General features: G+C 72.3%; 13 protein-coding genes. 8 read left to right on the forward strand and 5 right to left on the reverse strand.

Annotated features, from left to right (window positions below; genetic code table 11):
- The coding region (locus AB0F56_RS34395; protein WP_362016998.1) for an MMPL family transporter at positions 1–1,262 on the forward strand (1,262 nt) is incomplete at its 5' end.
- A gap of 20 nt (positions 1,263–1,282) precedes the next feature.
- Here the strand turns inward: AB0F56_RS34395 and AB0F56_RS34400 are convergent.
- A complete protein-coding gene (locus AB0F56_RS34400; protein WP_362017000.1) occupies positions 1,283–1,753 on the reverse strand; it encodes a MarR family winged helix-turn-helix transcriptional regulator in 471 nt (156 codons plus the stop codon).
- A 198-nt stretch (positions 1,754–1,951) separates the two neighbouring features.
- Between AB0F56_RS34400 and AB0F56_RS34405 the strand changes: the two genes are divergently transcribed.
- Positions 1,952–3,079 carry a cytochrome P450 gene (locus tag AB0F56_RS34405; protein WP_362017002.1) on the forward strand — a complete coding sequence of 376 codons (1,128 nt, stop codon included), beginning with the start codon at positions 1,952–1,954 and terminating at the stop codon, positions 3,077–3,079.
- On the opposite strand, the gene treY is transcribed toward AB0F56_RS34405, so the two are convergent.
- Entirely contained in the window at positions 3,063–5,423 is a 2,361-nt protein-coding gene (gene treY / locus AB0F56_RS34410) for a malto-oligosyltrehalose synthase (protein WP_362017004.1), read from the reverse strand. The genes AB0F56_RS34405 and treY overlap by 17 nt on opposite strands.
- A 160-nt stretch (positions 5,424–5,583) precedes the next feature.
- Entirely contained in the window at positions 5,584–7,704 is a 2,121-nt protein-coding gene (gene glgX / locus AB0F56_RS34415; protein ID WP_362017006.1) for a glycogen debranching protein GlgX, read from the reverse strand.
- Positions 7,705–8,134: 430 nt separating this feature from the next.
- On the opposite strand from glgX, the gene AB0F56_RS34420 reads away from it, so the two are divergent.
- Both AB0F56_RS34420 and AB0F56_RS34425 read left to right on the forward strand, forming a co-directional pair.
- The gene (locus AB0F56_RS34420; RefSeq protein WP_362017008.1) at positions 8,135–9,385 is read left to right on the forward strand and encodes an SAV2148 family HEPN domain-containing protein; all 1,251 of its coding nucleotides are present in this window, start codon (positions 8,135–8,137) and stop codon (positions 9,383–9,385) included.
- Between the two features lie 131 nt (positions 9,386–9,516).
- The gene (locus tag AB0F56_RS34425; protein ID WP_362017010.1) at positions 9,517–10,239 is read left to right on the forward strand and encodes a 3'-5' exonuclease; all 723 of its coding nucleotides are present in this window, start codon (positions 9,517–9,519) and stop codon (positions 10,237–10,239) included.
- Between the two features lie 34 nt (positions 10,240–10,273).
- Here AB0F56_RS34425 and AB0F56_RS34430 read toward each other — a convergent pair whose 3' ends face one another.
- Together AB0F56_RS34430 and AB0F56_RS34435 are read right to left on the reverse strand one after the other, a co-directional pair.
- Complete coding sequence (locus tag AB0F56_RS34430) at positions 10,274–11,119, reverse strand: alpha/beta fold hydrolase (protein WP_362017012.1); 846 nt, start codon at positions 11,117–11,119, stop codon at positions 10,274–10,276.
- A 52-nt stretch (positions 11,120–11,171) separates the two neighbouring features.
- On the reverse strand, positions 11,172–12,071 hold the full coding sequence (locus AB0F56_RS34435) for an aminoglycoside phosphotransferase family protein (protein WP_362017014.1): 900 nt from the start codon (positions 12,069–12,071) through the stop codon (positions 11,172–11,174).
- Between the two features lie 142 nt (positions 12,072–12,213).
- On the opposite strand from AB0F56_RS34435, the gene AB0F56_RS34440 reads away from it, so the two are divergent.
- The 4 genes from AB0F56_RS34440 to mgt all read left to right on the forward strand — a co-directional run bounded on the left by AB0F56_RS34440 (position 12,214) and on the right by mgt (position 16,572).
- Entirely contained in the window at positions 12,214–13,149 is a 936-nt protein-coding gene (locus tag AB0F56_RS34440; RefSeq protein ID WP_362017016.1) for a sugar ABC transporter permease, read from the forward strand.
- Complete coding sequence (locus AB0F56_RS34445) at positions 13,146–13,988, forward strand: carbohydrate ABC transporter permease (RefSeq protein ID WP_362017018.1); 843 nt, start codon at positions 13,146–13,148, stop codon at positions 13,986–13,988. The genes AB0F56_RS34440 and AB0F56_RS34445 overlap by 4 nt, the downstream gene beginning before the upstream one ends.
- Entirely contained in the window at positions 13,988–15,283 is a 1,296-nt protein-coding gene (locus tag AB0F56_RS34450; protein WP_362017020.1) for a sugar ABC transporter substrate-binding protein, read from the forward strand. The genes AB0F56_RS34445 and AB0F56_RS34450 overlap by 1 nt, the downstream gene beginning before the upstream one ends.
- Positions 15,284–15,360: 77 nt before the next feature.
- Positions 15,361–16,572 (forward strand): macrolide-inactivating glycosyltransferase, encoded by a 1,212-nt coding sequence (gene mgt, locus AB0F56_RS34455; protein WP_362017022.1) that lies wholly within the window; start codon positions 15,361–15,363, stop codon positions 16,570–16,572.
- Positions 16,573–16,581: the final 9 nt, after the last annotated feature.

Genomic DNA, 16,581 nt, shown 5'->3' on the forward strand with positions numbered 1-16,581 from the left:
CGGGCGCTATCCTGGACACGCTGGCCGGGGGGGGCGGCGCGCTCACCGGCCGCCCCGCCCGGCGGGCGCGTTGGGGCCCCCCACTGGCGGGGGGCCGGCTCGCGCGCCCCCGCGCCGCGCGCGCCGGCCGGGGTGGCGAGGGGCGCGTGTGGGCGGCGCTGCTGGGGCCGGTCGTGCGCCGGCCGCTCGTGGCGCTGCTCGCCGGGGCCGCGGCGACGGTCGCGCTGGCCGCGCCCGCGCTCGGGATGCGGCTCGGTACCGAGGGCAAGGAGACGTTCCCCGACAGCATCCCGGCCGTGGCGGCGTACGACCGGCTCGTGGCGGCCTTCCCGTCGGAGGGGCCCGCGCATCTCGTGCTCGTACGCGGCGAGAACCCGGCCGCTCCGCTGCGGAAGCTGGCGGCGGCGACCCGGGGCGACGCGCTGTTCGCGCAGGACACCGCGCCGGTGGTGCGGGTCGCCGAGGACGGGCGTACGGCCCTGCTCACGCTGCCCGTCCCGTACGCGGCGAACTCGCCGGAGGCCGCGCGCTCCCTCGACCGGGTCCGCTCGGTGCTGCTGCCCGCGGCCGTCGAGGGCACGCGGGGCCTGGACCGGGCGGTCTCGGGCGAGATCGCGTACGGCGCGGACTACGCGGCGCACCAGGAGCGGCGGCTGCCGTGGGTGGTCCTCTTCGTCTCGCTGGCGAGCCTGGCGGTCATGTACGCGGCGTTCCGCTCGGTGGTCCTCGCGGCGCTCGGCACGGTCCTCAACCTGGCCGCGGTCATGGTGGCCTGGGGCGTGCTCACCCTGGTCTTCCAGGGGACGTGGGCGGAGGGCCTGCTGGGCTTCGAGTCCCTGGGCTTCGTCGGCTCCCGTATGCCGCTGATGGTCTTCGCGATCCTGGTGGGGCTCTCCACCGACTACCAGATCTTCGTGGTCAGCCGGATCCGCGAGGCCGTACGGCGTGGGGTGCCGACCCGGGCGGCGGTGGTCGACGGGATCGCGGGTTCGGCGAGCGTGGTGACGAGCGCGGCGGTGATCATGGTATCGGTCTTCGTGAGCTTCCTCTTCATCGACCGCATCGAGATGAAGCAGCTGGCGGTGGGCCTGACGGTCGCGGTCCTCTTCGACGCGATCGTGCTGCGCGCGGTGATCCTCCCCTCGGCCCTCGCCCTCCTCGGCGACCGCGCCTGGTGGCCGCACCGCCCGTCGGAGGCCAACGGGCCGACGACCCCTCAGGCTCAAGCGCCTTCGCCCGCCGACCGGAAGCTCCTGGTCTGAGTCCGAGCCTCCCCGAGGCGTCAGGCGGTGGCCGGTCCGCCCACGTTCCGGATCATCTGCTGGAGGACCTTGAGCGTCGTCACGTACTCGGCATCCGTGATCCCCTCGTGGATCCGGGCGCGGATCGACGGAGCGTGCCGCTTGAAGGCGGCGCGCGCCTCGTCGCCCTCGGGCGTGATCCACAGGCGGTCGTCGCCGTCGCGGGTCAGCCAGCCGCGCTCCAGGAGGGTGCGTGACTCCGTCACGAGATCGTCCTCGGGCCTGAGGTAGGAGGCCATCGCCCGCTGGAGATCCGGGATGGTCATGCCCTCGCCGTCGGCCGAGATGTCGTGCTTCGAGAGGTTGCGCAGCAGCCAGTACTGGGGCTGGGTGAAGCCGAGCTCAGCCTGCCGGGCCCGCGTGAAGGCGATGAGGGCCTCGTAGGCCATTCCCGTCCAGTAAGCGGCCGGCTGGGCGGCGAGTTCGGTGTCGGTGAGGTGCTGGGTCGTCATCGGAAACCCCCTGTGAGTGCCGCTGTGAAGACCGGTCCCTGTGCCGGTACTCACACCGTAGAACCTCAACTTTGCTTGAGGTCAAGCCGTGTTCCGGCGGTGGGCCGGTTCACCCGTTCGGCGGTACGCCGGCTGCGTCCCGCCTCCGGCGGTGGTCAGGTGGGGGGACACCCGTATGCCGGACCGACAGGGGGCGCGATGAGCGACGAGTCGAAGCCGGGGACGCCCCCCGACCGCTGGGCCGATCTGCCGCCCATGGACCGCGGTCCGTCCCCGGCCGCCCCGACCCCCACCCCCGCCCGCGCGACGCTCGCAGCGGCCGCAGAGCGGTTCCGGACCGCCACGCCCTCCGCCGCCGCATGGCCCGCGGCGACCGACGGCTCCGCGGCGACCGAAAGGCGGCCGCCGACCAGCCGGACCGTGGCACCCAGCCCCCTGGACCCCGGCGGTACGTGGTATCCGCACCGCGTCCACCGCGTCCTGCGCGAGGAGTTCCCGCTCACCTACGACCCGCTGCTGCGCGCCTGGGTCCTGAGCCGGTACGCCGACGTGGCCACCGCCCTCACCGACGCCCGGTTCACCCACGGCCACCGCCCCGGCGACCCGCCCTGCGCCCGCAGCCATGTCGACGTCGACGAGGCCGAGCTGCGCAGCGTCGCCGCGCGCACCGCGCACGTCCTCGCCCGCCGGATCGCCGACCGGCCGCACGCCGACCTGGTCGCCGACTTCTGCCACTGGCTCCCCGCCGGCACCGTCGCCGCCGCCGTCGGCGTGCCGTACCGGGACATGATGCGCCTGGTCCGTGGCCGCGCCGCCGCCGCGCTCGCCGGCCAGTGCACCGGCCAGATCGCCGTACGGGAGAAGGCTCTTGCCTCCTTCCTCGCCAATGTGCTCGCCGACCCGGACCACGCGCGGGAACTCCACGCCGCGCCCTCCGGACAGCTCGCCCGCGCCTGGACCGAGTCGCTGCGCCGCGACCCGCCCGTCCAGATCGCCGTCCGCCGCACCGCCGCCGAGGTGCGGGTCAGCGGCGGCACGATCCCGGCGGGGGAGCCCGTCGCCCTGCTGATCGGCGCCGCCTGCCGGGACCCGGAGCGCTTCCGCGAACCCGACCGGTACGACCCGCTCCGCGACGACCCCAGCCAGCTCACCTACGGCAGCGGCGCCTGCCCGGCCGTCCTCCTCGCCGGGCTCGAAGCCGAGTACGCCGTGCGGGCGCTCCTCGACGCCATGCCCCGCCTCCGGCTCGCCGACGGCTTCCGGCCCGAGCCGACCGGCCTGATCACCCGCGCCCCGAAGAGCCTGCTGGTCAGGCCCGGAGGCTGAGCAGCGCCACCGGACGCGCGTCGAACAGATCGACCGGCTTCACCGCGCCGCCCGCGAACTCCCTCTCCCCGTCCAGGAGGTCGACCCAGCGGCCGGGCGGAAGCACCAGCTCGGTGTCCTGCCAGCCGCCCGCCTCCACCAGGCGCAGCGGCAGCCGCGTGACCGCCGTGACCACCTCGGGCGCGGCGCCCGCGCGTCCGCGCGCGAAGGCCAGGCAGTGCTGTGCGGCGGTCCCGGTCACCGTCAGCGGGACGTACGAGTCCGGTGCGGCGAACACGTCGGGCCGGGTCCGTCGCAGGGTGAGGGCGGCCCGTACGAGCGCCGTCCTGTCGTCGTCCTCGCCGACCGTGAACGGCTGTCGGTTGTCCGGGTCGACCAGGGCCCGGTACTCCCGTTCCGTCCCCTGGTACAGCTCCGGCACCCCCGGCATCGTCAACTGGACCAGGGTCGCGCCCAGCATGTGCGCCCGGATGTGCGGCTCCAGGGCGAACGCCGCCTCCGAGGCCGCCCGCAGCGGGATCCGGCCGGGCCCGGCGGCCACGAAGTCGGTCACCGCCCGCTCGTACGCCGGGTCGGGCTCGGTCCAGCTCGTGTGCAGCCCCGCCTCCCGTACGGACTTCAGGACCGCCGGGCCGATCCGCTCCGCGTCCGGGGTGCCGAAGCCGAACGCCGTCTGCCAGGCCGTCCACGCCAGATGTGCGTCCGGCGCGTGGACTCCCGCCACCTCGTCGAGCAACTCCCGCCACACCTCGGGGCATTGGGAGAGCACGGCGATCCCCGCGCGGACGTCCGCGCTGCGCTTGGTGTCGTGCGTGGACAGCACGGTCCCGGTCGCCGGCCAGTCCCGGGCCAGCCGCTCGCAGTACGCGTGGAACTCCTCGGGCCCGATGCCCGGGCGCCCGGGGTCGCCGCCTACCTCGTTCGCGGAGAGGAGCGGGGTGTACCGGTAGAAGGCGGTGTCCTCCACGGACTTGGCGCGCAGCGCGGACGAGGTCTGCGCGAACCTGGCCCGGAACGCCCGGTGTTCGGGGCCGTCGCCGCTCCGCCCCAGCGCCAGGTCGCGCACGGCGTCGACCGCCGAGGCCTCCTCCTCCACGGCGAAGGCCGCCTTCGCGCCACGAGCCGCCTCCGGGGTCAGGACGGACTCGTCGCCGGTGCGGTAGAAGCGGTAGACCGGTACGCGGACCAGGAGTTCCCGTACGGCCGTCCGCAACGCCCAGGGGGCGTGGTCGCGCAGGTCCGGGTCGGCCGCGCAGATCCGCTCCGCGAGCCGGGTCAGCGCGGCGGTCTCCGCGGCGAGGTCGTGCGTGACGACCTCGTACGCGGCGCGGCGCGCGGTCGCCTCCCAGGAGCCGCCCCTGTCCCCGGCCCGCCCCACGAACTCGCGGTACAAATCCGCCAGTTCATCGGCGCCGACGTCGTCCACGAAGAGGCCGTCCACATGCCGCAGGGCGTCGTAGCCGGTGGTCCCCGCGACCGGCCAGGTCGGCGGCAGCGGCTCCGCTCCGGTGAGGATCTTCTCCACGACCGTCCAGCACCGCCCGCCCGTCGCCTCCCGCAGCCGCTCCAAGTACCCCTCGGGGTCGGCGAGTCCGTCCGGGTGGTCGATCCGCAGCCCCTCGATCACCCCGTCCCGTACCAGCTCCAGGATGGCACCGTGGGTCGCGTCGAAGACCTCGGGGTCCTCCACCCGTACTCCGATGAGCTCCGAAATGGTGAAGAAGCGGCGGTAGTTGAGCTCCGTGCGGGCGAGTCGCCACCAACCGAGCCGATACCACTGCGCGTCGAGCAGCTCCGGCAGCGGCAGCCCCTCCGTGCCCGCGCGGAGCGGAAAGGACAGGTCGTCGAGGTGCAACGCGCCGTCGGAGACCCGCATCCGCTCCCGTACCTCCGGCAGCCGGGCGGGCAGCACCGGCAGCAGGATCGTGCCGTCCCCGGCCGCCCAGTCGATGTCGAACCAGCGGGCGTACGGCGACTCCGGCCCCTCGCGGAGCACCGCGCGCAGCGCGTGGTTGTGCACGGGGGAGGCCGCCATGTGGTTCGGGACCAGGTCCACGACCAGGCCCAGGCCGTGCGCCCGCGCGGTCGCCGCGAGCGCCCGCAGCCCCGCCTCCCCGCCCAGCTCGGCCCGGACCGCACGGTGGTCGGTCACGTCGTACCCGTGTGTCGACCCGGGCACGGCCTCCAGGACGGGGGAGAGGTGCAGATGCGACACCCCGAGCCCGGCGAGGTACGGGACGGCCCGCTCGGCGGCCGAGAACGGGAAATCCGGCTGGAGTTGGAGCCGATAGGTGGCGGTGGGTACGGTCCGGGCGGCCGGCGAGGCCGGGAGCGAGGGCGTCATGCGAACGTACGTACCCGGCGCGAGGCCTTCTCTGTCATCGCCGCATGCGCCCATTCGGGTGCATCGCGAGACGTTCCGCCGGTGGCCCGCCTGTATCGCGACACCCGTTCGGCCGCCGCCGAACGAGGCGGGCCCCCGTCGGCCCCCTACGTCGGGCCCCCTACGCAGGCCGCTTCAGCACCGTCAGGCTCAGCGGTGCCAGCGACACCCGTTCGCCCGCCGCGACCTTCGGGCCCTCCTGGGGAGGGATGCCCTCCGGGTGGGAGGTGTCCACGACCACCCGCCAGCTCTCCCCGTGGTTGATCGGGACCTCGAACTCCAGCTCCTGCGAGGACGCGTTGAACATCAGCAGGAACGAGTCGTCCCCGATCCGCTCCCCTTGGAGTCCCGGCTCCGAGATCGCGTTGCCGTTGAGGAAGACGGACAGGGCCTGCGCGTGCGCCGCCTGCCAGTCCCGCGCCGTCATCTCCTCGCCCTCCGGCGTGAACCAGGCGATGTCCGTCAGCTCGTCGTGCGTCCCCTCCACCGGGCGCCCGTGGAAGAAGCGGCGCCGCCGGAAGACCGGGTGGTCACGGCGCAGCCGCACCATGGCCCGGGTGAACTCCAGGAGCGTGCCCTCCTCCGACTCGCCCGGCTCCGGCCAGCGCACCCACGCCACCTCGTTGTCCTGGCAGTACGCGTTGTTGTTGCCGCCCTGCGTCCGGCCGAACTCGTCGCCGTGGCTCAGCATCGGCACGCCCTGCGAGAGCATCAGCGTCGCGAGGAAGTTCCGCATCTGGCGGGCCCGCAGCTCCCGGATCCCGATGTCGTCGGTGTCGCCCTCGGCTCCGCAGTTCCACGACCGGTTGTAGCTCTCGCCGTCCCGGTTGCCCTCCCCGTTCGCCTCGTTGTGCTTCCCGTCGTACGACACGAGGTCGCGCAGCGTGAAACCGTCGTGACAGGTCACGAAGTTGACCGAGGCGAGCGGCCGGCGGCCGTCGTCCTGGTACAGGTCGGACGAGCCGGTGAGCCGGGACGCGAACTCGGCGAGGGTACGCGGCTCGCCGCGCCACAAGTCCCGTACGCAGTCCCGGTACTTGCCGTTCCACTCGGTCCACAGCGGCGGGAAGTTGCCCACCTGGTAGCCGCCCTCGCCGACGTCCCACGGCTCGGCGATCAGCTTCACCTGGCTGACCACCGGGTCCTGCTGGACCAGGTCGAAGAAGGACGAAAGACGGTCCACCTCGTGGAACTGCCGTGCGAGCGTCGCCGCCAGGTCGAAGCGGAAGCCGTCGACGTGCATCTCCGTCACCCAGTACCGCAGACTGTCCATGATCAGCTGCAGCACGTGCGGGGACCGCATGAGCAGCGAGTTCCCGGTGCCGGTGGTGTCCGTGTAGTACCGCCGGTCGTTCGAGAGCCGGTAGTACGAAGGGTTGTCCAGGCCCCGGAAGGAGAGCGTGGGGCCCAGGTGGTTGCCCTCCGCCGTGTGGTTGTAGACCACGTCGAGGATGACCTCGATCCCCGCCTGGTGCAGGGCCTTCACCGCCGACTTGAACTCCAGGACCTGCTGGCCCCGGTCGCCCCAGGAGGCGTACGCGTTGTGCGGGGCGAAGAAGCCGATCGTGTTGTAGCCCCAGTAGTTGGCGAGCCCCGCGTCCACCAGGCGGTGGTCGTTCACGAACTGGTGGACCGGCATCAATTCCAGCGCCGTGACGCCCAGTTCCTTCAGGTGCCCGATCACCGCGGGGTGCGCGAGCCCCGCGTACGTGCCGCGCAGCTCCTCGGGCAGCTCCGGGTGGAGCATGGTCAAGCCCTTCACGTGGGCTTCGTAGATCACCGTGCGGTGGTAGTCGGTGCGCGGCCGCCGGTCGTCGCCCCAGTCGAAGTACGGATTGACCACGACCGAGCTCATCGTGTGCGGCGCCGAGTCGAGGTCGTTGCGCGAGTCCGGCCGCCCGAAGTGGTAGCCGTACACCGCCTCGCCCCACTCGACCGAGCCCGAGACCGCCCGCGCGTAGGGGTCGAGGAGCAGCTTCGCCGCGTTGCAGCGCTGCCCGCGCTCCGGGGCGTACGGACCGTGGACCCGGAATCCGTACCGCTGACCCGGCATCACTCCCGGCAGATAGGCGTGCCGGACGAAGGCGTCCGTCTCGCGCAGCTCCACCGCTGTCTCCGAGCCGTCGTCATGGAGCAGACACAGCTCGATCCTGTGGGCGGCCTCCGAGAAGACCGCGAAGTTGGTTCCGGCGCCGTCGTACGTGGCGCCCAGGGGATACGCTTGTCCCGGCCAGACCTGCATAGATACGACTCTTCCATTCTGATCCGGGTGTTGGGGTGCACTCCGGCCAGATTGCCCGAAAGGGAGGCGGGGGCGGGCCACCCGACACGCCGGGCGCGCCGTCGGGGACGTGCCGTGGGCGACCGCGTCAACGGCGGGACGCCCGCCGACCCTGTCGTACGGCTCGACATCGTGTTCCCTTCCGTGCCGGGACCGGAACCTCGGCCGCCCGCCGCCGATCGGGTGGGCCTCCGGCCCGCTGCCAGGGACGCTTCCGCTATGAATCCGCTCACTCCGGTCGATCTCGCCGGACGGAACGGCACTCCGAATCAGGGGAGTTGAGCGAGCAGCCTGTCGATCCGGCTGCACCGGCTCCCGCTCGCGGAGTACCCTTCCTTGATCGTCGACAGACGGTCGGATCGGGCGTCCAGGAGCAGAAGGCGGTGCGCGGGTGAGCTCGGGAGGTCTGGAGCTGCCCCCAGGTGACGCGGGTCACGAGGGGGGCTCGCCCGACCCCGTGGAGGTACCGCCCGGAGCGGTTTCCGTCGCCAGGCCGATGGAGATCGGGGCAGAGCTCGACTGGGGCGCCGAGGCCTGGAGCGAGGTGCGCACCCGCGCCCAGCGCGCCGGACGGGCCTATATCTGGCTGAATCTCGTCGAGCAGCGGCTGCGCGCTGTGGTGGCTGCCGTACTGCGCCCGGTGTACGAGCCGGTGCACGGCGAGGAGTGGGTGGTGGCCGCGGCCGGGCCCGCCGGGCAGGAGTGGGTGCAGCGGGCCGTCGCCGTCCGCGAGGTCTCGCGGCGCAAGGGCTACCTCCTGGACCCGGCCGACGACAACGTCCTCAGCTTCCTGACGCTCCCGCAGCTGCGGGAGCTGATGGTGCAGCACTGGCCCTGCTTCGAGCCGTACTTCGACGACCGGCGCGAGGTCGAACTCGCCCTCGACGAGCTGGAGGTGACGCGGAACGTCGTCTCCCGCAACCGCGCCCTCTCGCTCACCGTCCTCGCCCAGTCCGAACGGGCGTCCGCCCGGCTCCTGGAGATCCTCGGCAGCGGGGCCGGCGTGCCGTCCGCCGACCGGCTGCCGGTCGACGCGGTCGAGGACCTGGTCGGCGACCGGTACGCGGACGTGGTCTCCGTCCACCCCGACCGGGTGCGGCTGCAGCGCCAGCTGCCGGCCGAGGACCTCTTCGGTGGCGCCCGCCGCCTCGACGCCACGGGCATAGGCCTGAACCTGCTCGTGCAGAACTTCTCCGGGCGGCGCCTGGTGCGGCTCGCCGAGTCGGGCTGCCGGATACGCCTGCTGTTCCTGAACCCGGCGAGCAGCGCGGTGAAGCGGCGCGAGCGGGAACTGGGTCTGAAAAAGGGCGAGCTGAGCCGCTCGGTGGAGATGAACATCCTCCACATGCGGCGGGTGCGGTCCCGGCTGCGTGACCCGGACGCCTTCCAGATCCATGTCTTCGACGAGACCCCGCGCTTCACGGCGTACCTGGTCGACGGGGACGGGCCGGACGGGGTCGCCGTGATCCAGTCGTACCTGCGGAAGGCGCGGGGCATGGAGGCGCCGGTGCTCGTGCTGCGCGGAGGTGGCCGGAACCTGGTGCGTGCCGGACAACAGGGGCGAGACGGCGAATACGGACTTTTCTCTACATATCGGGAGGAGTTCGAGTCGGTCTGGCTCGACTCGCGCCCGGTCTCCTGAGGCCGGCGGAAGGCCGAGAGAAGGCGTCGGCGCAGGGCCGGCGAAGGCCGGGGGCGGCCCGGCGGGGCCCGTTGTCAGTGGCTCGTGCGAGGGTGTTCAGCACCACGGGGGAGATCACGTAAGGAGGCCCGATGGCTTGGCACGGGGAACCGCTGGTCGGATTCGACCTGGAGACGACCGGTACGGAACCGCTGGAGGCGCGCATCGTGACCGCCGCGATCGTCGGCGTATCGGGCGGCCGGGTGACGCGGCACCGGGACTGGCTCGCCGACCCGGGCATCCGTATCCCGGAGCAGGCGTCCGCGATCCACGGCATCAGCAGCGAGCGGGCGGCCGCCGAGGGGCGGCCGGTGGCCGAGGTGGCCGACGAGATCGCCGAGACCCTGACGGGGTACTGGAACCAGGGCGTCCCGATCGTGGCGTACAACGCCTCGTTCGACCTCACGCTGCTCTCCGCCGAGCTGCGCCGCCACGGGCTCCCCTCGTTGAGCGAGCGGCGGGGCGGCGCCCCGATAGGCCCGGTCGTCGACCCGTACACCATCGACCGGGCCGTCGACCGGTACCGCAGGGGGAAGCGGACCCTGGAGGCGGTCTGCGCCGAGTACGGAGTCGTCCTCGAAGCCGCCCACCAGGCGTCCGCCGACGCGGAGGCCGCCGTGCGGGTGGCCGTCGCGATAGCCGAGCGGCACCCGACGGTCGCCGCCCTGACCCCGGCCGAGCTGCACGGCCGTCAGATCGACTGGTACCGCACGTGGGCCGAGGACTTCCAGGACTTCCTGCGCCGCAAGGGCACCCCGGACGCGGTCGTCGACCCGTCGTGGCCCCTGCGGGAACTCGCTTCCGTGGCGCGCTGACGGACCGCGGGGCGCACCGCCCCGCGCGGCACCGTCAGCCGATCGGGTTCTCCGCGAGGAAGTCCAGGAGCAGCGTGTTGATCCGCTCGGGCTGGTCCAGCTGGAGCCAGTGGCCCGCGTTCTCCACGCGCTCGTAGCGCCAGGTGCCGTCCACGTGCTTGCCGGTGCCGGTCATGGACCGCTCGGTCATGAAGCGGTCGCCGGTGGACCAGACGCCCAGGACCGGGCCCGGCAGCGGCGGGAGGGGCACGGCGGGGCCGAACTGGACCTCGGCGGGGACACCCGCCCGGTAGATGTTCAGCGCCGCGGTCAGCGCGCCCGGCGCCCGCAGCTGCTCGATGATCGCCTCCCCGTCGGGGTGCTCGGTCGCCATCTCGCGGAGGTTGGCGAAGTCGTCCCGGGAGAGCCAGTCCTCGGCGAGCCCCGGGAACTGGAACAGGATCATGTACCAGGAGCGCTGCTTCTGCTCGAAGCCCGCGTCCAGGATGGCCGCCATGTGCCCCACCGACAGGATGCTCAGGGACGCCACCCGCTCGGGCGCGAACTGGGCGAAGCCCTGGACGATGCCGGAGCCCCAGTCGTGCCCGACGAGATGGACGCGGCCGTCGATCTCGAGGTGGGCCAGGAGTTCCATCAGGTCGCCGACGTGCTTGGCCGGGTGGTACCCCTCGAAGCCGCCGCCGTCCACATCCGCCGGTCGGTCGGAGGAGCCGAAGCCCCGCAGCGTGGGAACGACGCACCGGTACCCGGCCGCGGTCAGGGCCGGCACCTGGTGGCGCCAGAGATCCTTGCTGTCGGGGAAGCCGTGCACCAGCAGGACGGTCGGTCCCTCGCCGCTCACCTCGACGTCGAGGGTCACCTCGGACAGTTCCACGCGCATCACAACACCCCGTTCATGAGTGGGAATTCGCACGAGGGACCCCGTCCTGATGTCAGAAGGGGTACCACCTCACGGTGGCATCACCTTCCCGCAGCGAGGCCACCCGGCGCTCGAATTCGGCCAGCGCCTTGGGGCTCGTCGGCGCGTGCTGGGCCACCCAGGCGCAGCTCGCGGTCTCCCGCGCCCCGCGCAGCACCGCGCACCCGTCCCACTCCCGGACGTCCCAGCCGTACGCCTCGGTGAAGGCGTCATAGGCGGCGGGGTCGAGTCCGTACCGGTCGCGGGAGAGGGCGAGAACCACCAGATCGTGTTCGCGCAGATCGGAGGAGAAGGTCTCCAGATCGACCAGGACAGGACCCTCGGGGCCGACATGGACGTTACGGGGGAGGGCGTCGCCGTGGAGGGGGCCCGGGGGCAGGTGCGGGGTGAGCGCGGCCGCCGCCGGGGCGAAGGCGTCCCGGCGCTCGCGCAGGAAGGCCGCGTCGGCCGGGTCGACGGCGTCGCCCGCGAGCCGCAGCCACCGCTCGACCCCGCCCAGGAGTTCACGGCGCGGCAACGTGAAGCCCGTCGGCTCCGGCAGCGCGTGGATCCGGCGAAGGAGCGGCGCCAGGTCGCGGGGCTCGGCGGGGCGTACGGCCTCGGGCAGCCGCTGCCAGAGGGTGACCGGGTGGCCGTCGACCAGGCGGGGCTTCGGCTCCGCCGCGCGCACGGCCGGGATGTCCGTCTCCGCCAGCCAGGCGGCGAGCGCGAGTTCACGCTCGGCGCGGGGGAGCAGCTCCGGGTCCCGGCCGATCTTCACCACGAGCTCGCCGACGGCGAAGACCGCGTTCTCGCCGAGCGCGAGCAGCCGCGCTTCCGGCTCCTCGGCAACCCGGGGCGTCGACAGGGGCGTCGACGGACCTGTCGACAGTCCCGTGGCGGCCAGGATCTCCCGTGCCCGCGCCTCGTCCATCCGTCTCTCCCAGCTGCCCCGATGCGTGTGCGAATCAGCCAAAGTCTCGCATCCATGCAGGTTGCCTTGACGAACCGACGGCCCGTCAGGACCATGACGGAGGCCGAGTCGCATGCGCAAAAGGTGCCAAAGGGGTCGATCTGTGGGAGTGGCGACCGCAACGAAGCGGTCCGGCGGGGCGACGGCCGCCGGCCGGAGACCCGGTCCGGTGCGGGACCACGGCGCCTGGTTCCTGGTGCTGCCCGCCCTCATCCCCATCCTGGTCCTGAGCGTCGGCCCCCTCCTCTACGGCATCGCGCTCGCCTTCACCGACTCCCAGTCCGGCCGCACCCAGGCCACCCAGTGGGTCGGCACCCTCAACTTCCAGGACCTGCTGCACGACACCCTCTTCTGGGACTCCTTCCGGATCGGCCTGCTCTGGGCCGTCGGCGTCACCGTGCCCCAGTTCCTCCTGGCCCTCGGTCTCGCGCTGCTGCTGAACGAGAAGCTCCGCTTCCGCTGGCTGGCCCGGGCGCTCGCGATCATCCCTTGGGCCATGCCCGAGGTCGTCGTCGGCATCATGTGGCGCCTCGTCTACAACCCGGACGCGGGCATCCTCAACGAGACCATCCGCGACCTGGGCCTGGGTGACGGACGGGACTGGCTCACCGGGCTCGCCACCGCCCTGCCCGCCGTGATCGTCGTCGGGATCTGGGCCGGCATGCCCCAGACCACGGTCGCCCTGCTCGCCGGCCTCCAGAACACCCCGCACGAACTCCACGAGGCCGCCGCCCTCGACGGCGCGGGCGCCTGGCGCCGCTTCCGTACGGTCACCTGGCCCGCCCTCAGACCGGTGGCCCTCGCCATCACGGCCCTGAACTTCATCTGGAACTTCAATTCCTTCGCCCTGGTCTACGTCCTGACCAACGGCGGACCCGGCGGCCGCACCCGGCTGCCGATGCTCTTCGCCTACGAGGAAGCGTTCCGCTACGGCCAGTTCGGCTACGCCGCCGCCATGGGCTGTGTCATGGTCGCCGTCATCTCCGTACTCCTCGCCCTCTATCTCGTCGGACGACTGAAGGGGGGCCAGGACCGGTGAGCACCCTCCGCGCAAGCAGACCCGCACGGATCGGGCAGTACCTCGCGCTCCTCGCCTATCTGGCCTTCCTCGCGTTTCCGTTCCTCTGGCTGATCTCGACCGCCTTCAAACCGGCGACCGAACTCGGCTCGCTCCACCCGACCTGGATCCCGCAGGACCCGACCCTCGCCAACTTCCGGCAGGCCTTCGACGAGCAGCCGCTGCTCCAGGCCGCGGGGAACAGCCTGATCGCGGCTCTCGCGGCGGCCCTGATCGCCGTCGTCATCGCCACGCCCATGGCCTATGTGATGGCCCGCCACCGCAGCCGGCTCTCCACCGCCGCCACCGGCTGGGTCGTGATCAGCCAGGCGTTCCCCTTCGTGCTCGTGATCATCCCGCTCTTCCTCGTCCTCAAGAACCTGCACCTGATCAACAGCCTCTTCGGCCTCGTCCTGGTCTACGTCGTCTGGTCGCTGCCGTTCGCGCTCTGGATGCTGGTGGGGTACGTACGGGCCGTCCCGGCCGAGCTGGAGGAGGCCGCGGCCGTCGACGGCGCCGGGAAGCTCCGTACGCTCGTCTCGGTCACCGCCCCGCTGCTCGCCCCCGGCATCGTCGCCACGGCGCTCTTCGCCTTCATCACCGCGTGGAACGAGTTCTTCTTCGCGCTCGTCCTGCTCAAGACCCCGGAGAAGCAGACCTTGCCGGTCGTCCTCACCCACTTCCTCGGCGCGGAGGGCGTCGCCGACCTCGGTCCGCTGGCCGCCGCCGCGTTCCTGGCCACGATCCCCTCGCTGGTCATCTTCGCGATCATCCAGAAGCGCATCACGGGCGGCATGCTGACCGGGGCGGTGAAGTCCTGATGCGGGTACGGACGTTCGCGGCGGCCGCCGCCGCGCTCGCGCTGCTCCTCACCGGCTGCTCGTCGGGGGACGAACCCGGCGACGGCCCGGTACGGCTCCGCTTCCAGTCCCTGGCCTGGCAGAAGGAGTCCGTCGACGCCAACAAGGAACTGGTCGCCGAGTGGAACGCGGCCCACCCCGACATCCAGGTCGACTACGTCCAGGGCAGCTGGGACTCGGTCCACGACCAGCTCCTCACCTCCTTCGAGGGTGGCGAGGCGCCCGACATCATCCACGACGCCTCCGACGACCTGGCCGACTTCGCCTACGGCGGCTACCTCGCCGATCTGACCGGCCTCCTGCCCGAGCGGCTCAAGGCCGACATCCCGGCGCGCAGCTGGGAGACCACGACCTTCGGCGGCGGGGTCTACGGCGTGCCGTTCCTCCAGGAACCGCGCGTGATCATGGCCAACAAGCGGATCCTGGAGTCCTCCGGCGTCCGCCTCCCGACCCCCGAGAAGCCGTGGAGCTGGGCGGAGTTCCGTCAGATCACCAAGGAGCTGACGGGGAAGATGGGCGAGGGGAAGTACGCGATCGCCTGGCCGCTGAAGGAGCCGGTCTCGGTCAGTCTCAACCTCGGGCTCTCGGCCGGCGGGCAGCTCTTCCACCGGGAACCCGACGGGAAGGTGACGATCCGCTTCACCGACCAGGACGGCGTCGTGCCGGGCACCATCCACGACCAGGTCAACACCGACCACAGCGCCTCGCGCTCCACGCTCGGCAGCGGCGGCTCGGACGCCCTGCCCGGATTCTTCGGCGGCAAGTACGCGATGGTCCCGCTGGGCTTCTCGTACCGCCAGCAGATCACCCAGCAGGCGCCGAAGGGCTTCGAGTGGATCGTGCTGCCCGCGCCCGCGGGGGAGGACGGGCTCGCGCAGGGCGTCAGCCCGCAGACGCTCTCCATCGCCGAGGACAGCCGGTACAAGAAGGAGGCCTCGGCCTTCCTCGACTTCTTCCTCCAGCCGGCCAACATGGTCCGGCTCGCACGCGGCGACTGGATGCTGCCCACCGGCACGGCGGCGCTCGCCGACCCGTCCCTGCACACCGCGAAGGACGGCTGGGCGACCGGCGCCGCCGTCGCCGAGCACCTGCGTTCCGCTCCCGCGCAGTCCGTCCGGGGCTATCCCGAGTGGAAGGACAAGGTGGCCACCCCGGCCTATCAGGAGTACTACAGCGGGGCGATCGACGCGGCGGAGCTGCGCAAACGCCTGGAGGAGGACGGCAACCTCGTCCTCGCCCGCTACCAGCGCGACTGACCTGTATCCGACCCCTGCGGGGAGCCCGCATCTTCTATCGACTGGACGAGACGTCTCGTCTCGCTTAATGTGGGCGCATGACCACCACGCCGCGCCCCGCTCATATCGCCATGTTCTCCATCGCCGCCCACGGACACGTGAACCCGAGCCTCGAAGTGATCCGCGAGCTCGTCGACCGGGGCCACCGCGTCAGTTACGCCATCCCCGCCTCCTTCGCCGAGAAGGTCGCCGCGACCGGCGCCACGCCCGTCGTCTACCGCTCCACGCTCCCCACCGACGACGACCCGGACGCCTGGGGCACCGAACTGATCGACCACGTCGAACCGTTCCTCGCCGACGCGATCCAGGCCCTGCCCCAGCTGGCCGAGGCCTTCGACGCCGACCGGCCGGACCTCGTCCTGCACGACATCACCTCCTACCCGGCGCCGGTCCTCGCCCACAGCTGGGGCGTCCCCGCCGTGGGACTCTGGCCGAATCTGGTCCCCTGGGAGGGGTACGAGGACGAGGTCGCCGAGCCCATGTTCGCGGAACTGAAGGCCTCCGAACGGGGCAAGGCGTACTACACCCGCTTCGAGAACTGGCTCGCCGAGCACGGCGTGGACACCCACCCCGACCGCCTCGTCGCCCGTCCCCGGCGCGCCCTCGCGCTCATCCCGAGCGCCCTCCAGCCGCACGCCGACCGGGTCGACGGCTCCGTCTTCACCTTCGTCGGCGCCTGTCAGGGCGAGCGTGCGGACCAGGGGGAGTGGCACCGTCCCGAGGGCGCCGAGAAGGTGCTGCTCGTCTCGATGGGCTCGGCCTTCACCAAGCTGCCCGACTTCTACCGCACCTGCGTGGCCGCCTTCGGCGACCTGCCCGGCTGGCACGTCGTACTCCAGATCGGCGCCTTCGTCGACCCCGCCGAACTGGGCGAGACTCCGGCCAACGTCGAAGTGCGGTCCTGGGTACCCCAGTTGGCCATCCTGAAGCAGGCCGACGCCTTCATCACCCACGCGGGCGCCGGCGGCAGCCAGGAGGGGCTCGCCACCGCGACCCCGATGGTCGCGGTCCCGCTCGCGACCGACCAGTTCGGCAACGCCGACATGCTCCAGTCCCTCGGTGTGGCCCGCCGGCTCGAGATGGCGGACGTCACCGCCGAGCTGCTGCGCGCCTCTGTGTTCGCACTCCTCGACGACCCCGAAGTGGCCGTCCGGGCCAAGGAGGTCCAGGAGCGGATGGCGCGCGAGGGCGGCACGCGCCGGGCGGCCGATCTGATCGAAGCCGAACTCTTCGAGTCCGAACTCGCTTGATTCCGCACG

The sequence above is a fragment of the Streptomyces sp. NPDC026092 genome (genome assembly GCF_040638605.1).
Lineage (GTDB): Bacteria > Actinomycetota > Actinomycetes > Streptomycetales > Streptomycetaceae > Streptomyces.

Bases quoted from the DNA above. Each gene is read 5' to 3' on its own strand.
- AB0F56_RS34400 (WP_362017000.1), bottom strand. From the start codon at position 1,753: ATGACGACCCAGCACCTCACCGACACCGAACTCGCCGCCCAGCCGGCC.
- AB0F56_RS34405 (WP_362017002.1), top strand. From the start codon at position 1,952: ATGAGCGACGAGTCGAAGCCGGGGACGCCCCCCGACCGCTGGGCCGAT.
- treY (WP_362017004.1), bottom strand. From the start codon at position 5,423: ATGACGCCCTCGCTCCCGGCCTCGCCGGCCGCCCGGACCGTACCCACC.
- glgX (WP_362017006.1), bottom strand. From the start codon at position 7,704: ATGCAGGTCTGGCCGGGACAAGCGTATCCCCTGGGCGCCACGTACGAC.
- AB0F56_RS34425 (WP_362017010.1), top strand. From the start codon at position 9,517: ATGGCTTGGCACGGGGAACCGCTGGTCGGATTCGACCTGGAGACGACC.
- AB0F56_RS34430 (WP_362017012.1), bottom strand. From the start codon at position 11,119: ATGCGCGTGGAACTGTCCGAGGTGACCCTCGACGTCGAGGTGAGCGGC.
- AB0F56_RS34435 (WP_362017014.1), bottom strand. From the start codon at position 12,071: ATGGACGAGGCGCGGGCACGGGAGATCCTGGCCGCCACGGGACTGTCG.
- AB0F56_RS34450 (WP_362017020.1), top strand. From the start codon at position 13,988: ATGCGGGTACGGACGTTCGCGGCGGCCGCCGCCGCGCTCGCGCTGCTC.
- mgt (WP_362017022.1), top strand. From the start codon at position 15,361: ATGACCACCACGCCGCGCCCCGCTCATATCGCCATGTTCTCCATCGCC.